The organism is Streptomyces coeruleofuscus (genome assembly GCF_039532725.1).
Lineage (GTDB): Bacteria > Actinomycetota > Actinomycetes > Streptomycetales > Streptomycetaceae > Streptomyces > Streptomyces coeruleofuscus.
Window position 1 is genome coordinate 20,741 of record NZ_BAAASE010000004.1, and the last position, 17,717, is coordinate 38,457.

Below are 17,717 nucleotides of genomic sequence, written 5' to 3' on the forward strand. Positions count from 1 at the left end.
TCAGTTCCCCGCCACGGACTTCACCGCCACGGACACCGGAGCCGGCCCGCTGATCAGCTCCAGCGTGAGGCCGGCCGTCGCGGGGGTGTCCACCAGCTCCGCCAGCACGGCGGCCACGTCGTCGCGCGGAATCGGGCCGCGGCCCGTGCGCGCCTCCAGGCGTACGAGCCCGGTGCCGGCGTCGTCGGTGAGCTGACCGGGGCGCAGAATCGTCCAGTCCAGGGCGTCCAGACCGCGCACGTACGCGTCCGCCTCGCCCTTGGCGCGCAGGTACACGTCGAAGATCTCGTCGCCCTGGTGCCGCGGGTCGGCGCCCATGGACGACACGATCACGAAGCGCCGCACGCCCGCCTGCACCGCCGCGTCCGCGAACAGGACCGCCGCGGCCTTGTCCACGGTGTCCTTGCGGGCCGCCCCGCTGCCCGGGCCCGCACCCGCCGCGAACACCGCCGCGTCGGCCCCTCGCAACCGCTCCGCGACCTCGTCCACGGACGCCGACTCCAGGTCGAGCACGACCGGTTCGGCACCGGCCTCCCGCAGATCGTCGGCTTGTTCGGCCTTGCGGATGATCCCCGCGACCTCGTCCCCGCGCGCGGCGAGCAGCCGCTCGAGCCGCAGCGCGATCTGACCATGACCACCAGCGATGACAGTACGCATGCCTTCGACCGTACGCCCGGACAGCACCGTCCGCCGCACGACTTGAGCCACACCCCGACGCCCCACCCGGACTCTAGGACAACTGCCCCCGCCCCTGCCGCGGCAGCCCCAGCTCCACCGAAGCCGCCGAACTGCAGAACTCCCGCACCGCGCTGGTCCGTGCCACCACGCGCCCCCGGTGCACCACCACCCGGCTGTACGCCAGCGAGAGCGCCCCCGCCAGCCGGTCCCCGCGCACCGCGAGCAACTCGGCCGGGAAACCCGCCTCCACCCGCACCTCCGGCAGCCCCAGCACCGCCCGCGCCGACCCGCTCACCGTGTCGTACGCCTCCTCGGGCGAGAGGCCGTAGCGCGAGGCCAGCAGGAACGCCGCCTCCAGCGGGTCGCCGCGCCCCACGGGGTTCGACACGTCCCGCAGCGCCCCGCTCCCGGCGGCCACCCGCACACCCGCCGCGCGCAGCAGCCGCACCGGAGCCGCCCCCCGCCGGTCCACGCCACCGCAGCCGCCCTGCGGCAGGCACACCACCGCCACGCCGGCCGCCGCCAGTTGGTCCGCGGTCCGCGAGGCCACCTCGGAGGGCAGCCGTCCGAGATCGCCGCACGGGCTGAGGGTCACCCCGGGCCGCAATCCGCCCGCCATCGCCGCGAGCCGGGCCAGCCGCGCCGGATCCCCGGCGTCCGTGTGCAGGTCGACGGGACAGCCGTGCTCGGAGGCCACCTCCAGGACCGCCTCCACGTACCCCGTCGGATCCGGGTCGAGATCCGGCCGGCCGCCCACCACCGAGGCGCCCATCTTCACCGCGTCCCGCAGCACCGCAAGCCCGTCCGCCCCGGCCACCCCGGTCAGCACCCGGGGCATCGCCACCGTCGTCAGCTCGGCCAGCCCCCGCAGCGCCCGCCGCGCCTGCAACACGGCCGCCAGCGCGCCCAGCCCCTGGACGTCCCCCACACGCACATGGGCCCGCACCGCCGTCGCCCCGTGCCCGAGTTGGAGCAGCGCGGCCTCGGTCGCCCGGCGCTGGACGTCCTGGGGTTCGTACGAGACCGGGCCCTCGGCATCGGCCGACAACGCCGTGTCGGCATGGGCGTGCGGCTCGGCCGGGGCCGGCAGCAGCAGATAGCCGCCGAGATCCACTCGCGCCCCGCACGCGCGCGTGCCGCCCGCCGCCAGGCTGCCGGCCGTGCCGACCGCCTCGATACGCCCGCTGCCCAGCCGTACGTCCACGGTCCGGCCGTCGGTGAGCCGCGCCCCGCACAGCAGCAGCGACGACGGGTCGGCCGGACCCGGCGAGGACGACGGGGGTGGCGGTGGCTGCGGCTGGCTGTCGGGCATCGCGCTCCTGGGGCTCGGCTGCGCACGCGAGGACGCATGATCACTCAGAGTGAGTCGAGCCTAGGACGGCCTCCCGCCCGTCGCGGGGAGGAGCGCAATAGTCGTACCGGCGTGGCCCGCGATGCGGAACGAGAGGCACGCACGAGGCTGCCGGGAGGACGGTGCGCGCGTCCGGGGCGGGTACCCGAAACGGATTTGGGCGAACGGCGGCGGAGCGTGTAATGTCTTCATCGCTCGCCCCAATAGCTCAGTCGGCAGAGCGTCTCCATGGTAAGGAGAAGGTCAACGGTTCGATTCCGTTTTGGGGCTCTGGTGTGAACGGTTCCCGTCGCGAGGCGGGGGCCTGACCACATCAAAGCGGTGTAGCTCAGTCGGTAGAGCAAGCGGCTCATAATCGCTGTGTCACCGGTTCAAGTCCGGTCACCGCTACTCTCAGTAGCCGATTGCGGGGTCGGTCCTTCGATCGGCTACTCTTCTTGCGTTAAACAGTCCATCCGTTCGTCTTAGGAGCACTCACGTGGCTGCCACCGACGTCCGCCCGAAGATCACGCTGGCCTGCGTGGAGTGCAAGGAGCGGAACTACATCACCAAGAAGAACCGGCGTAACAACCCGGACCGTCTTGAGATGAAGAAGCACTGCCCGCGTTGCAACGCGCACACCGCGCACCGCGAAACGCGATAAATCAGGCTCGTACGCGAGGCCGTTCCCGAGTGATCGGGGGCGGCCTCGCGTCGTTGAATGACCACTATCGTCCAGTAGTGCAACCAGGAGGTGCCGGGCCATGGCGCTCGACCAGTCCTTCGTGGGGCGGACGTACCCGCCCACCGAGCCCTACGAGGTGGGCCGGGAGAAGATCCGTGAGTTCGCCGAGGCGGTCGGGGACGCCAACCCGGCGTACACGGACGCGGACGCCGCCAAGGCGCTCGGCCACCCCGACGTGATCGCGCCGCCGACCTTCGTCTTCTCGATCACCTTCAAGGCCGCCGGGCAGGTCGTCCAGGACCCCCAGCTCGGCCTGGACTACAGCCGCGTGGTGCACGGCGATCAGAAGTTCGCCTACCGCCGCCCGGTCCGCGCCGGCGACCGGCTCACGGTCACCTCCACCATCGAGGCGATCAAGTCCCTCGCGGGCAACGACATCCTGGACATCCGCGGCGAGGTCCACGACGAGGCCGGCGAGCACGTCGTGACCGCCTGGACCAAGCTCGTGGCCCGCGCGGCCGAGGAGGCGTGAGCGATCCCATGACGGCGAAGATCTCCTACTCCGACGTCGAGGTCGGCACGGAACTGCCCGCGCAGACCTTCCCCGTGACCCGCGCGAACCTCGTCCAGTACGCGGGCGCCTCCGGCGACTTCAACCCGATCCACTGGAACGAGAAGTTCGCCAAGGAAGTCGGCCTGCCGGACGTCATCGCGCACGGCATGTTCACCATGGCCGAGGCGATCCGTGTGGTCACCGACTGGATCGGCGACCCGGGCGCGGTCGTCGAGTACGGCGTCCGCTTCACCAAGCCCGTCGTCGTCCCGAACGACGACCAGGGCGCCCTGATCGAGGTCGGCGGCAAGGTCGCGGCCAAGCTCGACGACAACACGGTCCGCGTGGACCTCACGGCGACGAGCGCCGGGCAGAAGGTGCTGGGCATGTCGCGCGCGGTCGTGCGGCTGGCCTGAGACCGCGGATGCCGGGTAAGGGGCGCTCTCCGTTGCGGGGCGCCCCTTACTCGTACGCGCGTACGGCATCACTCATACCGACTCACCGGCATCCCGCTCCCGAACGGGGGCCGCACCCACGCGGGCCGGAGCCTGTCAGTGCCGTCTCGTACTCTTGAGCCCGTGCAGGAACTCCACGACGCCCCCCTCGCCCCGCTGACCACCTTCCGGCTGGGCGGCCCCGCGACCCGGCTGGTCACCGCGACGACGGACGACGAGGTGATCGCCGTCGTACGCGAAGCCGACGAGGCGGGCACCCCGCTGCTGCTCATCGGCGGCGGCTCGAACCTGGTCATCGGCGACAAGGGCTTCGAGGGCACCGCCCTCGTCATCGCCACCAAGGGCTACTCCCTCGACGGCACGAGCCTGGAGCTGGCCGCCGGCGAGGTGTGGACCGACGCCGTCGCCCGCACGGGCGAGGCGGGCCTGGCCGGCATCGAGTGCCTGGCCGGCATCCCCGGCTCGGCGGGCGCGACCCCCATCCAGAACGTCGGGGCGTACGGCCAGGAGGTCTCCTCGACGATCACCGAGGTCGTCGCCTACGACCGCCGGACCGGCGAGACGGTCACCCTGGCCAACGAGGACTGCGCCTTCTCCTACCGCCACAGCCGCTTCAAGTCCGACCCGGAGCGCTACGTGGTCCTGCGCGTCCGCTTCTCCCTGGAGGACGCCGACGGCCTCTCCGCTCCCCTCAGGTACGCCGAGACGGCCCGCGCCCTCGGCGTCGGACCCGGCGACCGCGTCCCGCTCGCATCAGCCCGCGACACCGTGCTCAAGCTGCGCGCCGGCAAGGGCATGGTCCTGGACCCCGAGGACCACGACACCTGGTCGGCCGGGTCCTTCTTCACCAACCCGATCCTCACGGACGCCGACTTCGCGACGTTCCGCGCGCGTGTGCGCGAGCGCCTCGGCGAGGGAGTGGAGCCGCCCGCGTACCCCGCGGGGGAGGGCCGCACCAAGACGTCCGCGGCCTGGCTGATCGACAAGGCGGGCTTCACGAAGGGCTACGGCGACGGACCGGCCCGCATCTCCACGAAGCACACCCTGGCCCTCACCAACCGGGGCACCGCGACCACGGAGGACCTGCTCGCCCTGGCCCGCGAGGTCGTGGCCGGTGTCCGCGAGGCCTTCGGGATCACACTGGTCAACGAGCCGGTGACGGTGGGAGTGAGCCTGTAGGGGTGCGGGCGCTCGGCGCGAGGGCCGAGGCCGGGCGGGTCCGCACCCCGGCGGGCGCTACGACGCCAACCAGTCGTCCACCCCCGCCAGCAGCTTGCTCTTCACGTCCTCCGGCGCCGCCGACCCCCGTACCGACTGCCGCGCCACCTCCGCCAGCTCCGCATCCGTGAACCCGTGATGCCGCCGCGCGATCTCGTACTGCGCGGCAAGACGCGACCCGAACAGCAACGGGTCGTCCGCGCCCAGCGCCAGCGGCACCCCCGCCTCGAACAGCGTCCGCAGCGGCACGTCCTCCGGCTTCTCGTACACCCCCAGAGCCACGTTCGACGCCGGGCACACCTCACAGGTCACCTGCCGGTCCGCCAGCCGCTTCATCAGCCGGGGATCCTCCGCGGCCCGCACTCCGTGCCCCACCCGGTTCGCGCCCAGGTCGTCCAGACAGTCCCGCACCGACGACGGCCCCGCCAGCTCGCCCCCGTGCGGCGTCGACAACAGCCCGGCCTCCCGCGCGATCCCGAACGCCCGGTCGAAGTCCCGCGCCATGCCCCGCCGCTCGTCGTTCGACAGCCCGAACCCGACGACGCCCCGGTCCGCGTATCGCACCGCCAGCCGCGCCAGGGTGCGCGCGTCCAGCGGGTGCTTCATCCGGTTCGCCGCGACCAGCACCCGCATACCGAGCCCGGTCTCCCGCGATGTCGTCTCGACCGCGTCGAGGATGACCTCCAGCGCCGGGATCAACCCGCCCAGCCGCGGCGCGTACGACGTCGGATCGACCTGGATCTCCAGCCACCCCGACCCGTCCCGCAGATCCTCCTCAGCGGCTTCCCGCACCAGCCGCTGGATGTCCTCCGGCTCCCGCAGACACGAGCGCGCCGCGTCGTACAGCCGCTGAAAGCGGAACCAGCCCCGCTCGTCCGTCGCCCGCAGTCTCGGCGGCTCCCCGCCGACCAGCGCGTCGGTCAGCGCGTCGGGCAGGCGCACCCCGTGCTTGTCGGCCAGTTCCAGCACGGTCGTGGGCCGCATCGACCCGGTGAAGTGCAGGTGCAGGTGGGCTTTCGGCAGTTCAGAGACATCACGTACACGCTCCATTCCAGGATCCTGCCGTACGCCCCAGCCGTCCCGGAAGCTGTTTCCCCTTTCGTGGTCTTGCTCGCACAAACAAATGGGGCACATACCGAATTCGGTATGTGCCCCGGGCCGGGAGGCCGACGCGGCGGACGTCAGTCCTTGGCCTCCGCCAGCAGCTTCTGCATCCGGCTCACGCCCTCGACGAGATCCTCGTCACCGAGCGCGTACGACAGCCGCAGGTACCCGGGCGTACCGAACGCCTCACCCGGCACCACCGCGACCTCGGCCTCCTCGAGGATCAGCGCGGCCAGCTCGACCGTGTCCTTGGGCCGCCGGCCCCGGATCTCCTTGCCGACCAGCGCCTTCACCGACGGGTACGCGTAGAACGCGCCCTCCGGCTCCGGGCACACCACGCCGTCGATCTCGTTCAGCATCCGGACCATGGTCTTGCGGCGCCGGTCGAACGCCTCGCGCATCTTCTCCACGGCGACCAGGTCACCGGAGACGGCGGCCAGCGCGGCGGCCTGGGCGACGTTGGACACGTTCGACGTGGCGTGCGACTGGAGGTTCGTCGCGGCCTTGATCACGTCCTTCGGGCCGATGATCCACCCGACCCGCCAGCCGGTCATCGCGTACGTCTTCGCGACACCGTTCACCACGACGCACTTGTCGCGCAGCTCGGGCAGCACCGCCGGCAGCGACACGGCGGAGGCGTCGCCGTAGACCAGGTGCTCGTAGATCTCGTCGGTCATCACCCACAGACCGTGCTCGACGGCCCAGCGGCCGATCGCCTCGGTCTCCTGCTCGCTGTAGACCGCGCCGGTCGGGTTCGACGGCGAGACGAACAGGACGACCTTCGTCTTCTCCGTCCGGGCCGCCTCCAGCTGCTCGACGGACACCCGGTAGCCGGTCGTCTCGTCGGCGACGACCTCCACCGGGACACCCCCGGCCAGCCGGATCGACTCCGGGTACGTCGTCCAGTACGGCGCGGGCACGATGACCTCGTCGCCCGGGTCGAGGATCGCGGCGAAGGCCTCGTAGATGGCCTGCTTGCCGCCGTTGGTGACGAGGATCTGCGACGCGTCGACCTCGAGGCCCGAGTCGCGCAGCGTCTTCGCGGCGATCGCGGCCTTCAGCTCGGGCAGGCCGCCGGCCGGCGTGTAGCGGTGGAACTTCGGGTTCTTGCAGGCCTCGATCGCGGCCGCGACGATGTAGTCCGGGGTGGGGAAGTCGGGCTCACCGGCGCCGAAGCCGATCACCGGCCGCCCGGCGGCCTTGAGGGCCTTGGCCTTGGCGTCCACGGCGAGGGTGGCGGACTCGGAGATCGCGCCGACTCGGGCGGAGACCCGGCGCTCGGTGGGAGGGGTTGCAGGGCTCATGGGCCCCATCGTTTCAGACAGGAAACGTGGGCGGCACCGGGGTTTCACAGACTGAACAACGCCGGGCAAACCCCAGAACAACAGTCCGGATCGACCGCCCGGCCTGGGCGATCTTCAGCCGGAGCCCGGTCGTCCGCACCCCGTTCCGCAGGCGATCTTCCGCCAACGAGGCCTCCTCGGAGCCCTTTCTGTTCGACGACCGGCCGCGGACCACGTACACTCTCACCTCGTTGGCCTTCAGCAGGCCGCGCCCGTTCGGTGCACACCAAGCATCCGGACGAATGCGGTACGTTGGGGGACACGCAAAGGGTCGTAGCTCAATTGGTAGAGCACTGGTCTCCAAAACCAGCGGTTGGGGGTTCAAGTCCCTCCGGCCCTGCTACACACACCTTCGCCAGGATGTGTGCGCATGTACGTACAGCAATGCACCGCCGTGCGGCTCAGACCGGGCGCGGCACGGCCACGACCCGGAATCAGGTGAGGACGAGTGACGGACGCCGTGGGCTCCATCGACATGCCTGATGCCCAGGACGAGGCACCGGAGTCCAGGAAGACCCGCAAGGGCGGCAAGCGCGGCAAGAAGGGCCCGCTGAAGCGGCTTGCCCTCTTCTACCGCCAGATCGTCGCGGAGCTGCGCAAGGTCGTCTGGCCGACCCGCAACCAGCTCACGACGTACACGACCGTGGTGATCATCTTCGTGGTCATCATGATCGGCCTGGTCACCGTGATTGACTATGGACTCAGCAACGCCGCCAAGTACGTGTTCGGCTGATCCACCAGCGAAGAGCGCCGAGGTACCCGGCGCTCCTTTCGCATGTTCCACCCCTATGTATCCAGGAAGAAGCAGCCACCGTGTCTGACCCGAACGTGAACGACGCCATCGAGCCTGTCGAGTCCGTCGAGGACGAGCTCGACACCGTCGAGGGCGCGGACAGCGAGGACACCGAGGCCTCCGCCGAGGTCGAGGCTGCCGACGCCGTCGCGGACGACGCCGCCGAGGCGGAGACCGAGGCCGACGAAGAGGCCGCGGACGAAGCGGAAGAACTCGAGGAAGAGCCCGAGGACGACCGCGACCCGATCGAGAAGCTCCGCGAGGAACTGCGGGTCCTGCCCGGCGAGTGGTACGTCATCCACACGTACGCCGGCTACGAGAACCGCGTGAAGACCAACCTGGAGCAGCGCGCCGTCTCGCTGAACGTCGAGGACTACATCTTCCAGGCCGAGGTGCCGCAGGAAGAGGTCGTCCAGATCAAGAACGGCGACCGCAAGACGATCAAGCAGAACAAGCTCCCGGGCTACGTCCTCGTCCGCATGGACCTGACGAACGAGTCCTGGGGCGTCGTCCGCAACACCCCCGGTGTCACCGGCTTCGTGGGCAACGCCTACGACCCGTACCCGCTGACGCTGGACGAGATCGTCAAGATGCTCGCCCCCGAGGCCGAGGAGAAGGCCGCCCGCGAGGCCGCCGAGGCGGAGGGCAAGCCCGCTCCGCAGCGCAAGGTCGAGGTCCAGGTGCTGGACTTCGAGGTCGGCGACTCGGTCACCGTCACCGACGGCCCGTTCGCCACGCTCCAGGCGACCATCAACGAGATCAACCCGGACTCGAAGAAGGTCAAGGGCCTCGTGGAGATCTTCGGCCGCGAGACGCCGGTCGAGCTCTCCTTCGACCAGATCCAGAAGAACTAGCAGCACCCCGGCTTCCGAACAGGTCAGGCGGGCCTCGCGGCCCGTCTGACCTGCTCGGTTTTTGGCCGCACATGGATACCCGTTATCGTTGTGCGGTATGCCTCCATCCGGATGATCCGGATCGGAGGCTGGAAAACTCTCACTAGGACCCGGAGAGAGCACATGCCTCCCAAGAAGAAGAAGGTCACGGGGCTCATCAAGCTCCAGATCCAGGCCGGTGCCGCCAACCCGGCCCCGCCGGTCGGCCCCGCGCTGGGTCAGCACGGCGTGAACATCATGGAGTTCTGCAAGGCCTACAACGCCGCGACCGAGTCGCAGCGTGGCTGGGTGATCCCGGTGGAGATCACGGTCTACGAGGACCGTTCCTTCACCTTCATCACCAAGACCCCGCCGGCCGCGAAGATGATCCTCAAGGCCGCGGGCGTGGACAAGGGCTCCGGCGAGCCGCACAAGACCAAGGTCGCGAAGATCACGCGTGACCAGGTCCGCGAGATCGCCACCACGAAGATGCCCGACCTCAACGCCAACAACCTGGACGCCGCCGAGAAGATCATCGCCGGCACCGCCCGTTCCATGGGCGTCACGGTCGAAGGCTGAGCCCCACCCCATCAAGCAGAAGTGGCAGGGCCTGCTCGGCCCGGACCACGACTCCTAAGAATCCACAGGAGCAGTAGTGAGCAAGCGCAGCAAGTCCCTTCGCGCTGCGGACGCCAAGATCGACCGGGAGAAGCTGTACGCCCCGCTCGAGGCCGTCCGTCTCGCCAAGGAGACCTCCACGACCAAGTTCGACGGCACCGTCGAGGTCGCCTTCCGTCTGGGTGTCGACCCGCGCAAGGCCGACCAGATGGTCCGTGGCACCGTGAACCTCCCGCACGGCACCGGTAAGACCGCCCGGGTCCTGGTCTTCGCGACCGGCGACCGTGCCGAGGCCGCGCGTGCCGCGGGCGCCGACATCGTCGGCGCCGACGAGCTGATCGACGAGGTGTCGAAGGGCCGTCTGGACTTCGACGCCGTCGTCGCCACCCCGGACCTCATGGGCAAGGTCGGCCGCCTCGGCCGCGTGCTCGGTCCGCGTGGTCTGATGCCGAACCCGAAGACCGGCACCGTCACCCCCGACGTCGCCAAGGCCGTCACCGAGATCAAGGGCGGCAAGATCGAGTTCCGTGTCGACAAGCACGCGAACCTGCACTTCATCATCGGCAAGTCGTCCTTCGACGACACCAAGCTGGTGGAGAACTACGGCGCCGCGCTGGAGGAGATCCTCCGTCTGAAGCCGTCCGCCGCCAAGGGTCGCTACATCAAGAAGGCCGCCATCACCACCACGATGGGCCCCGGCATTCCGGTCGACCCGAACCGCACCCGCAACCTCCTCGTCGAGGAGGACCCGGCCGCGGTCTGAGCCTGACGGCTCACCTGTCCGGTCACGGGCCCCGCACCTCTCACAGGTGCGGGGCCCGTTCCCTTTCCCGGTACGTACGCCGGTGGCCTGGGTTAACGTGCGGGAACCGGATGGGAACGGGGGACGTATGCAGGGCAGGACCGTGCGCCGTGTGAGCCTGGTGCTCGCGGTGACGACCGCGCTGACGGGGGTGGCCGCCTGTACCTCCCCGGACTCCTCCGACGGCCAGGGCAAGGACGACCGCGCCGCCCACGGCAGGTCGGTGGAAGCCCTGCGCTCCGCCGAGCGCGCCACGCGGCGGGCCGCGTCCGCCCGGATCGAGTCCACCACGACCATGGGCTCGCTGATGTCCATGACCGCCGACGGCACCCTCGGCTGGGGCCACGGCATCACGGGCACCCTGACCATCACCTACACCGGCGGCACCCTGGCCGACACCATGCGCCGGCTCGGCAGCACCTCCATGGAGGCGCGCTACCTGCCCGACGCCTATTACGCGCGCATGGGCGAGAAGTTCGCCGAGCAGACCGGCGGCAGGCACTGGATCCGGTACGCCTACGAGGACCTGGAAGCCCTCGCCGGGGGCTCCTCCCACCTTGGCGACCAGATGCGCACCGCCACCCCGAACCAATCAGTGAAGCTCCTGCTGGCCTCCGGGGACGTCCGGAAGGTCGGCGAGGAGTCCGTGCGCGGCCGGTCCGCCACGCACTACTCCGGCACCGTGGCCGCCGCGGACGTCACCGACGCAGCCCTGAAGAAGCAGCTCACGGCGGCCGGCGTAACCAGCGAGACCGTCGACATCTGGATCGACGAGCGCAATTTGCTGGTCAAGAAGGTGGAGAAGGCGCGGATGACCACGGGCCGGATGACCCAGACCGCGCACTACGGCGACTACGGTGTCCCGGTCCGTGCCCAGCGGCCCCCGCTGTCCGACACCGGGGACTTCGAGGACCTGATGGGGAAGCGGGCGGGTACGTCCTGAGGTCCCCGAGAATCCGCATAGATCACTTGTGCCCTCTGGGATAGGCTCACGTCCTTGCTGTGAAGCAATCAAGTATTCCTTGGGGGGAATCAATGAGGACATCCATACCTGTCGCCGGGCTGGGCGCTCTGCTTCTCGCCGCCGGTGCGGTCGGCTGCGGTTCGGAGCAGTCGCCGGAGATGACGCCCGCGGCCGCCGTCGCCAAGGCGGCGAAGAACACGGAGGACATCACGTCCCTCCGGTACCGCATGAGCGGCACGGTGCCGGAGTCGGGCCAGGTCAAGGGTGAGGCGTCGATGCGCCTGAAGCCCACGATCGCCATGAGCATGAAGATGACGGCGCCCGAGCAGGGAGCCGAGGCCATGGAGATCCGGCTCGTCGACAAGGCCATGTACATCGGTGGGGGAGCCGAGATGGCCAAGGAGATGGACGGCAAGACCTGGATGAAGTTCGACCTGTCCGGGTCCGACGCGGTCAAGGAGCTGGACCAGCTGGGGTCCGCGACCCAGGCCGAGCAGAACCCGGCGGCCGAGTCCACCTTCCTCACGGGCGCCAAGGACGTGAAGAAGGTCGGTTCCGAGAAGGTCGAGGGCGTCGAGACGACCCACTACACGGGCACCGTCACGCTCAAGGACCTCCGTGCGTCCCTCAAGGACGGCAAGGCGGACACGCGCGCGCAGCGCGAGAAGAGCATCAAGCAGTACGAGAAGCTGGGTGTCGACAAGCTCACGATGGACATGTGGGTCGACGGTGACGACCACACCAAGCAGTTCCGGATGAAGGGCGCGGCCGACAAGGGTCCGCTCGACATGACCATCACCTTCCTCGACTACAACAAGCCGGTGAACGTCACGGCCCCGCCGGCCAAGGACGTCGCCGACCTCGCCGACCTGTTCAAGGAACTCGACGCGAGCTGATCCGTCGTACGGGGCGGATTTGCTTGACGGCGATCCGTTCCCGTACTCTCCTACAGAAGCCAAAGACCGCTGGTCGTTACCGCGCGCTCGGATGAGGGCGCGGTGGCCGAAGGATCCGCTGAACGGCGGACGACCCGCGCAGGTGACACTTGGAGAAGCTCCCGGAGTCCGCCGCCTCGTGCGTGCGTGCAACCGGTCGAGCTACGCCCCGTGCGCCTGCGCCGGGGCGTTTCGTTTTCCCCAGTCCTCCTTCGGGTCCGCGCGGTCCGAATCACCCGGAAGGAGGCCGAGGCTCATGGCGAGGCCTGACAAGGTCGATGCCGTCGAGGAGATGCGGGACAAGTTCCGCAACTCCAACGGCGCCGTCATCACCGCGTACACCGGTCTCACCGTGGCGCAGCTCCAGCAGCTGCGTCGTTCACTCGGTGAGAACGCTAACTACCGTGTGGCAAAGAACACGCTGACCAAGATTGCGGCCAACGAGGCCGGGATCAACGAGATCGACGACCTCTTCACGGGTTCGTCGGCCGTCGCCTTCGTGACCGGTGACCCGGTCGAGGCGGCGAAGGGTCTCCGTGACTTCGCCAAGGACAACCCCAGCCTGGTCATCAAGGGCGGCGTCCTTGACGGCAAGGTGTTGTCCGCTGACGACATCAAGAAGCTTGCGGACCTCGAGTCCCGCGAGGTTCTGCTCTCCAAGCTGGCCGGTGCCATGAAGGGCAAGCAGTCCCAGGCTGCCTCTGTCTTCCAGGCGCTGCCGTCGAAGCTCGTCCGCACCGTGGACGCGCTCCGTGCCAAGCAGGACGAGCAGGGCGGTGCCGAGTAACTCGGCTCGCATCCCGGCCCCCGCTGCCTGAACGCGGAGGCCGTCGCGGGCCAGTAGTACGCCCGCCTCACATGTACATCCGGCACCTGCCGATTTAGTGGAAGGACCGCCAATCATGGCGAAGCTCAGCCAGGAAGACCTGCTCGCGCAGTTCGAGGAGATGACCCTCATCGAGCTCTCCGAGTTCGTGAAGGCGTTCGAGGAGAAGTTCGACGTCACCGCCGCCGCCGCCGCGGTCGCCGTCGCGGGCCCGGCCCAGGGTGGCCCGGCTGCCCCGGCCGAGGAGGAGAAGGACGAGTTCGACGTCGTCCTCACCGGCGCCGGCGACAAGAAGATCCAGGTCATCAAGGTCGTGCGTGAGCTGACCTCCCTGGGCCTGAAGGAGGCCAAGGACCTGGTCGACGGTGCGCCGAAGCCGGTTCTGGAGAAGGTCAACAAGGAGGCCGCCGACAAGGCGAAGGAGTCCCTCGAGGGCGCCGGTGCCTCCGTCGAGGTCAAGTAAGACCTCTCGGATCCGCCAGGATCCACGACACGTCCCACTGGGCGTGTAACGCGTAAGCGCCGAAGAGCGATCATCCATCCGGGTGGTCGCTCTTCGGCGTTTCCGGGGTCCGGCCACGGTTGCCTTGAACCCTCTGTGGCGGGGGGTATGGTGATCTTCGTCGTGTCTCTGGGCCGATCCCGGATCGGGCAGGGGGGCCTTGACGAACCGCACGCAGCGCGCAATTCTCAGGACGCGTCGTCACAAGGATCCGAATCCGAGGTATGGATCGGCGACGAAGAGGGCAGTATCAACGTGCGTTGAGGGCAGCGCCGTGTCGCAGGAGTGGAACAACGAGGGTGAACACGGGTTTCAGAACCCGGACTGGACATCAGTGTGCCGTATGGCTACACTGACCCTTTGCGCTGCCTGTTAGCTGTCCCCTGCCCGTCACCAGGGGTCTGCCCTCGCCCGAGCATCGACGACAAGACCTGTCTGACCTGGCTTTTCGGCCGGACCGACATAGCTTGTCTCTGTGTACGGGAGAGGGGCCGGTACGCGCGTAGTGAGTCCGAGCCCTCGGAAGGACCCCCTCTTGGCCGCCTCGCGCAACGCCTCGACCGCGAATACGAACAACGCCGCCAGCACTGCCCCGCTGCGCATCTCTTTTGCAAAGATCAAGGAGCCTCTCGAGGTTCCGAACCTGCTCGCGCTGCAGACCGAGAGCTTCGACTGGCTGCTCGGCAACACCGCCTGGCAGAGTCGGGTCGAGGAGGCTCTCGAGAACGGTCAGGACGTCCCCACCAAGTCCGGGCTCGAGGAGATCTTCGAGGAGATCTCCCCGATCGAGGACTTCAGCGGGTCGATGTCGCTGACCTTCCGCGACCACCGCTTCGAGCCGCCGAAGAACTCGATCGACGAGTGCAAGGAGCGCGACTTCACGTACGCGGCCCCGCTCTTCGTCACCGCCGAGTTCACCAACAACGAGACCGGCGAGATCAAGTCGCAGACCGTCTTCATGGGCGACTTCCCGCTCATGACGAACAAGGGCACCTTCGTCATCAACGGCACCGAGCGTGTCGTGGTGTCGCAGCTCGTCCGTTCGCCCGGTGTCTACTTCGACTCCTCCATCGACAAGACGTCCGACAAGGACATCTTCTCCGCCAAGATCATCCCGTCCCGGGGTGCCTGGCTGGAGATGGAGATCGACAAGCGCGACATGGTCGGTGTCCGCATCGACCGCAAGCGCAAGCAGTCCGTCACCGTCCTGCTCAAGGCGCTCGGCTGGACCACCGAGCAGATCCTCGAGGAGTTCGGCGAGTACGAGTCCATGCGCGCCACCCTGGAGAAGGACCACACTCAGGGCCAGGACGACGCGCTGCTCGACATCTACCGCAAGCTGCGCCCGGGCGAGCCCCCCACGCGTGAGGCCGCGCAGACGCTGCTCGAGAACCTCTACTTCAACCCCAAGCGCTACGACCTGGCCAAGGTCGGCCGCTACAAGGTCAACAAGAAGCTGGGTACCGACACCGCGCTGGACGCCGGGATCCTGACCGTCGAGGACATCATCGCGACGATCAAGTACCTGGTGAAGCTGCACGCCGGCGAGACCGAGACGGTCGGTGACAACGGCACGTCCGTGGTCGTCGAGACCGACGACATCGACCACTTCGGCAACCGCCGCCTGCGCAGCGTCGGCGAGCTCATCCAGAACCAGGTCCGTACGGGTCTGGCGCGTATGGAGCGTGTCGTCCGCGAGCGGATGACGACCCAGGACGTCGAGGCGATCACGCCGCAGACCCTGATCAACATCCGGCCGGTCGTCGCCTCCATCAAGGAGTTCTTCGGCACCAGCCAGCTGTCCCAGTTCATGGACCAGAACAACCCGCTGTCGGGTCTGACGCACAAGCGGCGTCTGTCCGCGCTCGGCCCGGGTGGTCTGTCCCGTGAGCGGGCCGGCTTCGAGGTCCGTGACGTGCACCCCTCGCACTACGGCCGCATGTGCCCGATCGAGACCCCTGAAGGCCCGAACATCGGTCTGATCGGTTCGCTCGCCTCCTACGGCCGGGTCAACGCGTTCGGTTTTGTCGAGACCCCCTACCGCAAGGTGTTCGAGGGCCAGGTCACCGACGAGGTCGACTACCTGACCGCCGACGAGGAGGACCGCTTCGTCATCGCGCAGGCCAACGCGCCGCTGACGGACGACCTCCGCTTCGCCGAGGCCCGCGTCCTGGTCCGCCGTAAGGGCGGCGAGGTCGACTACGTCACCGGCGAGGACGTCGACTACATGGACGTCTCGCCGCGCCAGATGGTGTCGGTCGCGACCGCCATGATCCCCTTCCTGGAGCACGACGACGCCAACCGTGCCCTCATGGGCGCGAACATGATGCGCCAGGCCGTTCCGCTGATCCAGGCGGAGTCCCCGCTCGTCGGCACCGGCATGGAGTACCGCTCCGCGGTCGACGCCGGCGACGTGGTCAAGGCCGAGAAGGCCGGTGTGGTCCAGGAGGTCTCCGCGGACTACATCACCACCGCCAACGACGACGGCACGTACATCACGTACCGCCTGGCCAAGTTCGCCCGCTCCAACCAGGGCACCTCGGTCAACCAGAAGGTCATCGTGGCCGAGGGCGACCGGATCATCGAGGGCCAGGTCCTCGCCGACGGTCCGGCCACCCAGCAGGGCGAGATGGCGCTGGGCAAGAACCTGCTCGTGGCGTTCATGCCGTGGGAGGGTCACAACTACGAGGACGCGATCATCCTGTCGCAGCGCCTCGTGCAGGACGACGTCCTCTCCTCGATCCACATCGAGGAGCACGAGGTCGACGCCCGTGACACCAAGCTCGGCCCCGAGGAGATCACCCGGGACATCCCGAACGTCTCCGAGGAGGTCCTCGCCGACCTCGACGAGCGCGGCATCATCCGCATCGGTGCCGAGGTCATCGCCGGTGACATCCTCGTCGGCAAGGTCACGCCCAAGGGTGAGACCGAGCTGACGCCGGAGGAGCGCCTGCTGCGCGCGATCTTCGGTGAGAAGGCCCGTGAGGTCCGTGACACCTCGCTGAAGGTGCCGCACGGCGAGACCGGCAAGGTCATCGGTGTGCGCGTCTTCGACCGCGAAGAGGGCGACGAGCTTCCCCCCGGTGTGAACCAGCTGGTGCGCGTCTACGTCGCGCAGAAGCGCAAGATCACCGACGGTGACAAGCTCGCCGGCCGTCACGGCAACAAGGGCGTCATCTCGAAGATCCTGCCGATCGAGGACATGCCGTTCCTGGAGGACGGCACCCCGGTCGACATCATCCTCAACCCGCTCGGTGTCCCGTCCCGAATGAACCCGGGACAGGTGCTGGAGATCCACCTCGGCTGGCTCGCCAGCCAGGGCTGGGACGTCTCCGGTCTCGCCGACGAGTGGGCGCAGCGTCTCCAGGCCATCGACGCCGACCAGGTCCCGCCGCGGACCAACGTCGCGACGCCGGTCTTCGACGGTGCCCGCGAGGACGAGCTGGCCGGCCTGCTGGAGCACACCATCCCGAACCGCGACGGCGAGCGCATGGTGCTTCCGTCCGGCAAGGCGCGGCTGTTCGACGGCCGCTCCGGTGAGCCGTTCCCGGAGCCGATCTCGGTCGGCTACATGTACATCCTGAAGCTGCACCACCTGGTCGACGACAAGCTGCACGCCCGTTCGACCGGCCCGTACTCCATGATCACCCAGCAGCCGCTGGGTGGTAAGGCCCAGTTCGGTGGCCAGCGGTTCGGCGAGATGGAGGTGTGGGCACTCGAGGCGTACGGCGCCGCCTACGCGCTCCAGGAGCTGCTGACCATCAAGTCCGACGACGTCACCGGCCGCGTGAAGGTCTACGAGGCCATCGTCAAGGGCGAGAACATCCCCGAGCCCGGCATCCCCGAGTCCTTCAAGGTGCTCATCAAGGAGATGCAGTCTCTCTGCCTGAACGTGGAGGTGCTGTCCAGCGACGGTATGTCCATCGAGATGCGTGACACCGACGAGGACGTCTTCCGCGCTGCGGAGGAGCTCGGCATCGACCTGTCCCGGCGCGAGCCGAGCAGCGTCGAAGAGGTCTGACGGGAGTTCGGCGGCCTT

At 68.7% G+C, this 17,717-nt stretch carries 17 protein-coding genes and 3 tRNA genes; 16 read left to right on the forward strand and 4 right to left on the reverse strand.

What is annotated here, in order from left to right; translation table 11 throughout:
- Both ABFX81_RS15425 and ABFX81_RS15430 read right to left on the reverse strand, forming a co-directional pair.
- Window positions 1-657: an NAD(P)H-binding protein gene (locus ABFX81_RS15425; RefSeq protein WP_086842696.1), complete on the reverse strand. Its 657-nt coding sequence runs from the start codon at window positions 655-657 to the stop codon at window positions 1-3.
- A gap of 73 nt (window positions 658-730) precedes the next feature.
- On the reverse strand, window positions 731-1,990 hold the full coding sequence (locus tag ABFX81_RS15430; protein WP_086842682.1) for an amidohydrolase family protein: 1,260 nt from the start codon (window positions 1,988-1,990) through the stop codon (window positions 731-733).
- Between the two features lie 236 nt (window positions 1,991-2,226).
- Here ABFX81_RS15430 and ABFX81_RS15435 point away from each other — a divergent pair.
- The 6 genes from ABFX81_RS15435 to ABFX81_RS15460 all read left to right on the forward strand — a co-directional run bounded on the left by ABFX81_RS15435 (window position 2,227) and on the right by ABFX81_RS15460 (window position 4,880).
- Window positions 2,227-2,299: transfer RNA gene (locus ABFX81_RS15435), tRNA-Thr, on the forward strand.
- A gap of 47 nt (window positions 2,300-2,346) precedes the next feature.
- A tRNA-Met gene (locus ABFX81_RS15440) sits at window positions 2,347-2,419 on the forward strand.
- A gap of 88 nt (window positions 2,420-2,507) precedes the next feature.
- Window positions 2,508-2,672 carry a 50S ribosomal protein L33 gene (rpmG, locus tag ABFX81_RS15445; protein ID WP_003948671.1) on the forward strand — a complete coding sequence of 55 codons (165 nt, stop codon included), beginning with the start codon at window positions 2,508-2,510 and terminating at the stop codon, window positions 2,670-2,672.
- A 100-nt stretch (window positions 2,673-2,772) separates the two neighbouring features.
- Entirely contained in the window at window positions 2,773-3,225 is a 453-nt protein-coding gene (locus tag ABFX81_RS15450) for a MaoC family dehydratase N-terminal domain-containing protein (protein ID WP_086842680.1), read from the forward strand.
- 8 nt (window positions 3,226-3,233) lie between these two features.
- Window positions 3,234-3,662 carry a MaoC/PaaZ C-terminal domain-containing protein gene (locus tag ABFX81_RS15455; RefSeq protein ID WP_086842678.1) on the forward strand — a complete coding sequence of 143 codons (429 nt, stop codon included), beginning with the start codon at window positions 3,234-3,236 and terminating at the stop codon, window positions 3,660-3,662.
- Between the two features lie 162 nt (window positions 3,663-3,824).
- A complete protein-coding gene (locus ABFX81_RS15460; protein ID WP_086842676.1) occupies window positions 3,825-4,880 on the forward strand; it encodes a UDP-N-acetylmuramate dehydrogenase in 1,056 nt (351 codons plus the stop codon).
- A gap of 57 nt (window positions 4,881-4,937) precedes the next feature.
- Here the strand turns inward: ABFX81_RS15460 and ABFX81_RS15465 are convergent, their stop codons facing one another.
- Window positions 4,938-5,969 (reverse strand): adenosine deaminase, encoded by a 1,032-nt coding sequence (locus ABFX81_RS15465; protein WP_086842674.1) that lies wholly within the window; start codon window positions 5,967-5,969, stop codon window positions 4,938-4,940.
- A gap of 131 nt (window positions 5,970-6,100) precedes the next feature.
- A complete protein-coding gene (locus ABFX81_RS15470) occupies window positions 6,101-7,327 on the reverse strand; it encodes an aminotransferase class I/II-fold pyridoxal phosphate-dependent enzyme (protein ID WP_086842672.1) in 1,227 nt (408 codons plus the stop codon).
- A 306-nt stretch (window positions 7,328-7,633) separates the two neighbouring features.
- On the opposite strand from ABFX81_RS15470, the gene ABFX81_RS15475 reads away from it, so the two are divergent.
- The 10 genes from ABFX81_RS15475 to rpoB all read left to right on the forward strand — a co-directional run bounded on the left by ABFX81_RS15475 (window position 7,634) and on the right by rpoB (window position 17,699).
- Window positions 7,634-7,706, forward strand: a tRNA-Trp gene (locus ABFX81_RS15475).
- A 108-nt stretch (window positions 7,707-7,814) separates the two neighbouring features.
- A complete protein-coding gene (gene secE / locus ABFX81_RS15480; RefSeq protein ID WP_059424774.1) occupies window positions 7,815-8,099 on the forward strand; it encodes a preprotein translocase subunit SecE in 285 nt (94 codons plus the stop codon).
- An 80-nt stretch (window positions 8,100-8,179) separates the two neighbouring features.
- Entirely contained in the window at window positions 8,180-9,013 is an 834-nt protein-coding gene (gene nusG / locus ABFX81_RS15485) for a transcription termination/antitermination protein NusG (RefSeq protein ID WP_086842670.1), read from the forward strand.
- Between the two features lie 162 nt (window positions 9,014-9,175).
- Entirely contained in the window at window positions 9,176-9,610 is a 435-nt protein-coding gene (gene rplK, locus ABFX81_RS15490) for a 50S ribosomal protein L11 (protein WP_086842667.1), read from the forward strand.
- Window positions 9,611-9,686: 76 nt separating this feature from the next.
- Window positions 9,687-10,412, forward strand: coding sequence for a 50S ribosomal protein L1 (gene rplA / locus ABFX81_RS15495; protein ID WP_010036794.1), 726 nt, complete (start codon window positions 9,687-9,689; stop codon window positions 10,410-10,412).
- Between the two features lie 127 nt (window positions 10,413-10,539).
- Complete coding sequence (locus ABFX81_RS15500) at window positions 10,540-11,394, forward strand: SCO4651 family lipoprotein (protein WP_086842665.1); 855 nt, start codon at window positions 10,540-10,542, stop codon at window positions 11,392-11,394.
- A 92-nt stretch (window positions 11,395-11,486) separates the two neighbouring features.
- Window positions 11,487-12,311 (forward strand): SCO4651 family lipoprotein, encoded by an 825-nt coding sequence (locus tag ABFX81_RS15505; RefSeq protein WP_086842663.1) that lies wholly within the window; start codon window positions 11,487-11,489, stop codon window positions 12,309-12,311.
- Between the two features lie 295 nt (window positions 12,312-12,606).
- The gene (gene rplJ / locus ABFX81_RS15510) at window positions 12,607-13,137 is read left to right on the forward strand and encodes a 50S ribosomal protein L10 (protein ID WP_086842661.1); all 531 of its coding nucleotides are present in this window, start codon (window positions 12,607-12,609) and stop codon (window positions 13,135-13,137) included.
- A gap of 115 nt (window positions 13,138-13,252) precedes the next feature.
- Window positions 13,253-13,639, forward strand: coding sequence for a 50S ribosomal protein L7/L12 (gene rplL / locus ABFX81_RS15515; RefSeq protein WP_059424784.1), 387 nt, complete (start codon window positions 13,253-13,255; stop codon window positions 13,637-13,639).
- Between the two features lie 574 nt (window positions 13,640-14,213).
- Complete coding sequence (gene rpoB, locus ABFX81_RS15520; protein ID WP_086842659.1) at window positions 14,214-17,699, forward strand: DNA-directed RNA polymerase subunit beta; 3,486 nt, start codon at window positions 14,214-14,216, stop codon at window positions 17,697-17,699.
- Window positions 17,700-17,717 lie beyond the last annotated feature (18 nt).

Excerpts from the sequence above, each read along its gene's own strand:
- ABFX81_RS15455 (WP_086842678.1), top strand. The coding sequence starts at position 3,234 with ATGACGGCGAAGATCTCCTACTCCGACGTCGAGGTCGGCACGGAACTG.
- rplK (WP_086842667.1), top strand. The coding sequence starts at position 9,176 with ATGCCTCCCAAGAAGAAGAAGGTCACGGGGCTCATCAAGCTCCAGATC.
- rplJ (WP_086842661.1), top strand. The coding sequence starts at position 12,607 with ATGGCGAGGCCTGACAAGGTCGATGCCGTCGAGGAGATGCGGGACAAG.
- ABFX81_RS15450 (WP_086842680.1), top strand. The coding sequence starts at position 2,773 with ATGGCGCTCGACCAGTCCTTCGTGGGGCGGACGTACCCGCCCACCGAG.
- ABFX81_RS15500 (WP_086842665.1), top strand. The coding sequence starts at position 10,540 with ATGCAGGGCAGGACCGTGCGCCGTGTGAGCCTGGTGCTCGCGGTGACG.
- rplL (WP_059424784.1), top strand. The coding sequence starts at position 13,253 with ATGGCGAAGCTCAGCCAGGAAGACCTGCTCGCGCAGTTCGAGGAGATG.
- ABFX81_RS15465 (WP_086842674.1), bottom strand. The coding sequence starts at position 5,969 with ATGGAGCGTGTACGTGATGTCTCTGAACTGCCGAAAGCCCACCTGCAC.
- ABFX81_RS15505 (WP_086842663.1), top strand. The coding sequence starts at position 11,487 with ATGAGGACATCCATACCTGTCGCCGGGCTGGGCGCTCTGCTTCTCGCC.
- ABFX81_RS15430 (WP_086842682.1), bottom strand. The coding sequence starts at position 1,990 with ATGCCCGACAGCCAGCCGCAGCCACCGCCACCCCCGTCGTCCTCGCCG.
- ABFX81_RS15470 (WP_086842672.1), bottom strand. The coding sequence starts at position 7,327 with ATGAGCCCTGCAACCCCTCCCACCGAGCGCCGGGTCTCCGCCCGAGTC.
- ABFX81_RS15425 (WP_086842696.1), bottom strand. The coding sequence starts at position 657 with ATGCGTACTGTCATCGCTGGTGGTCATGGTCAGATCGCGCTGCGGCTC.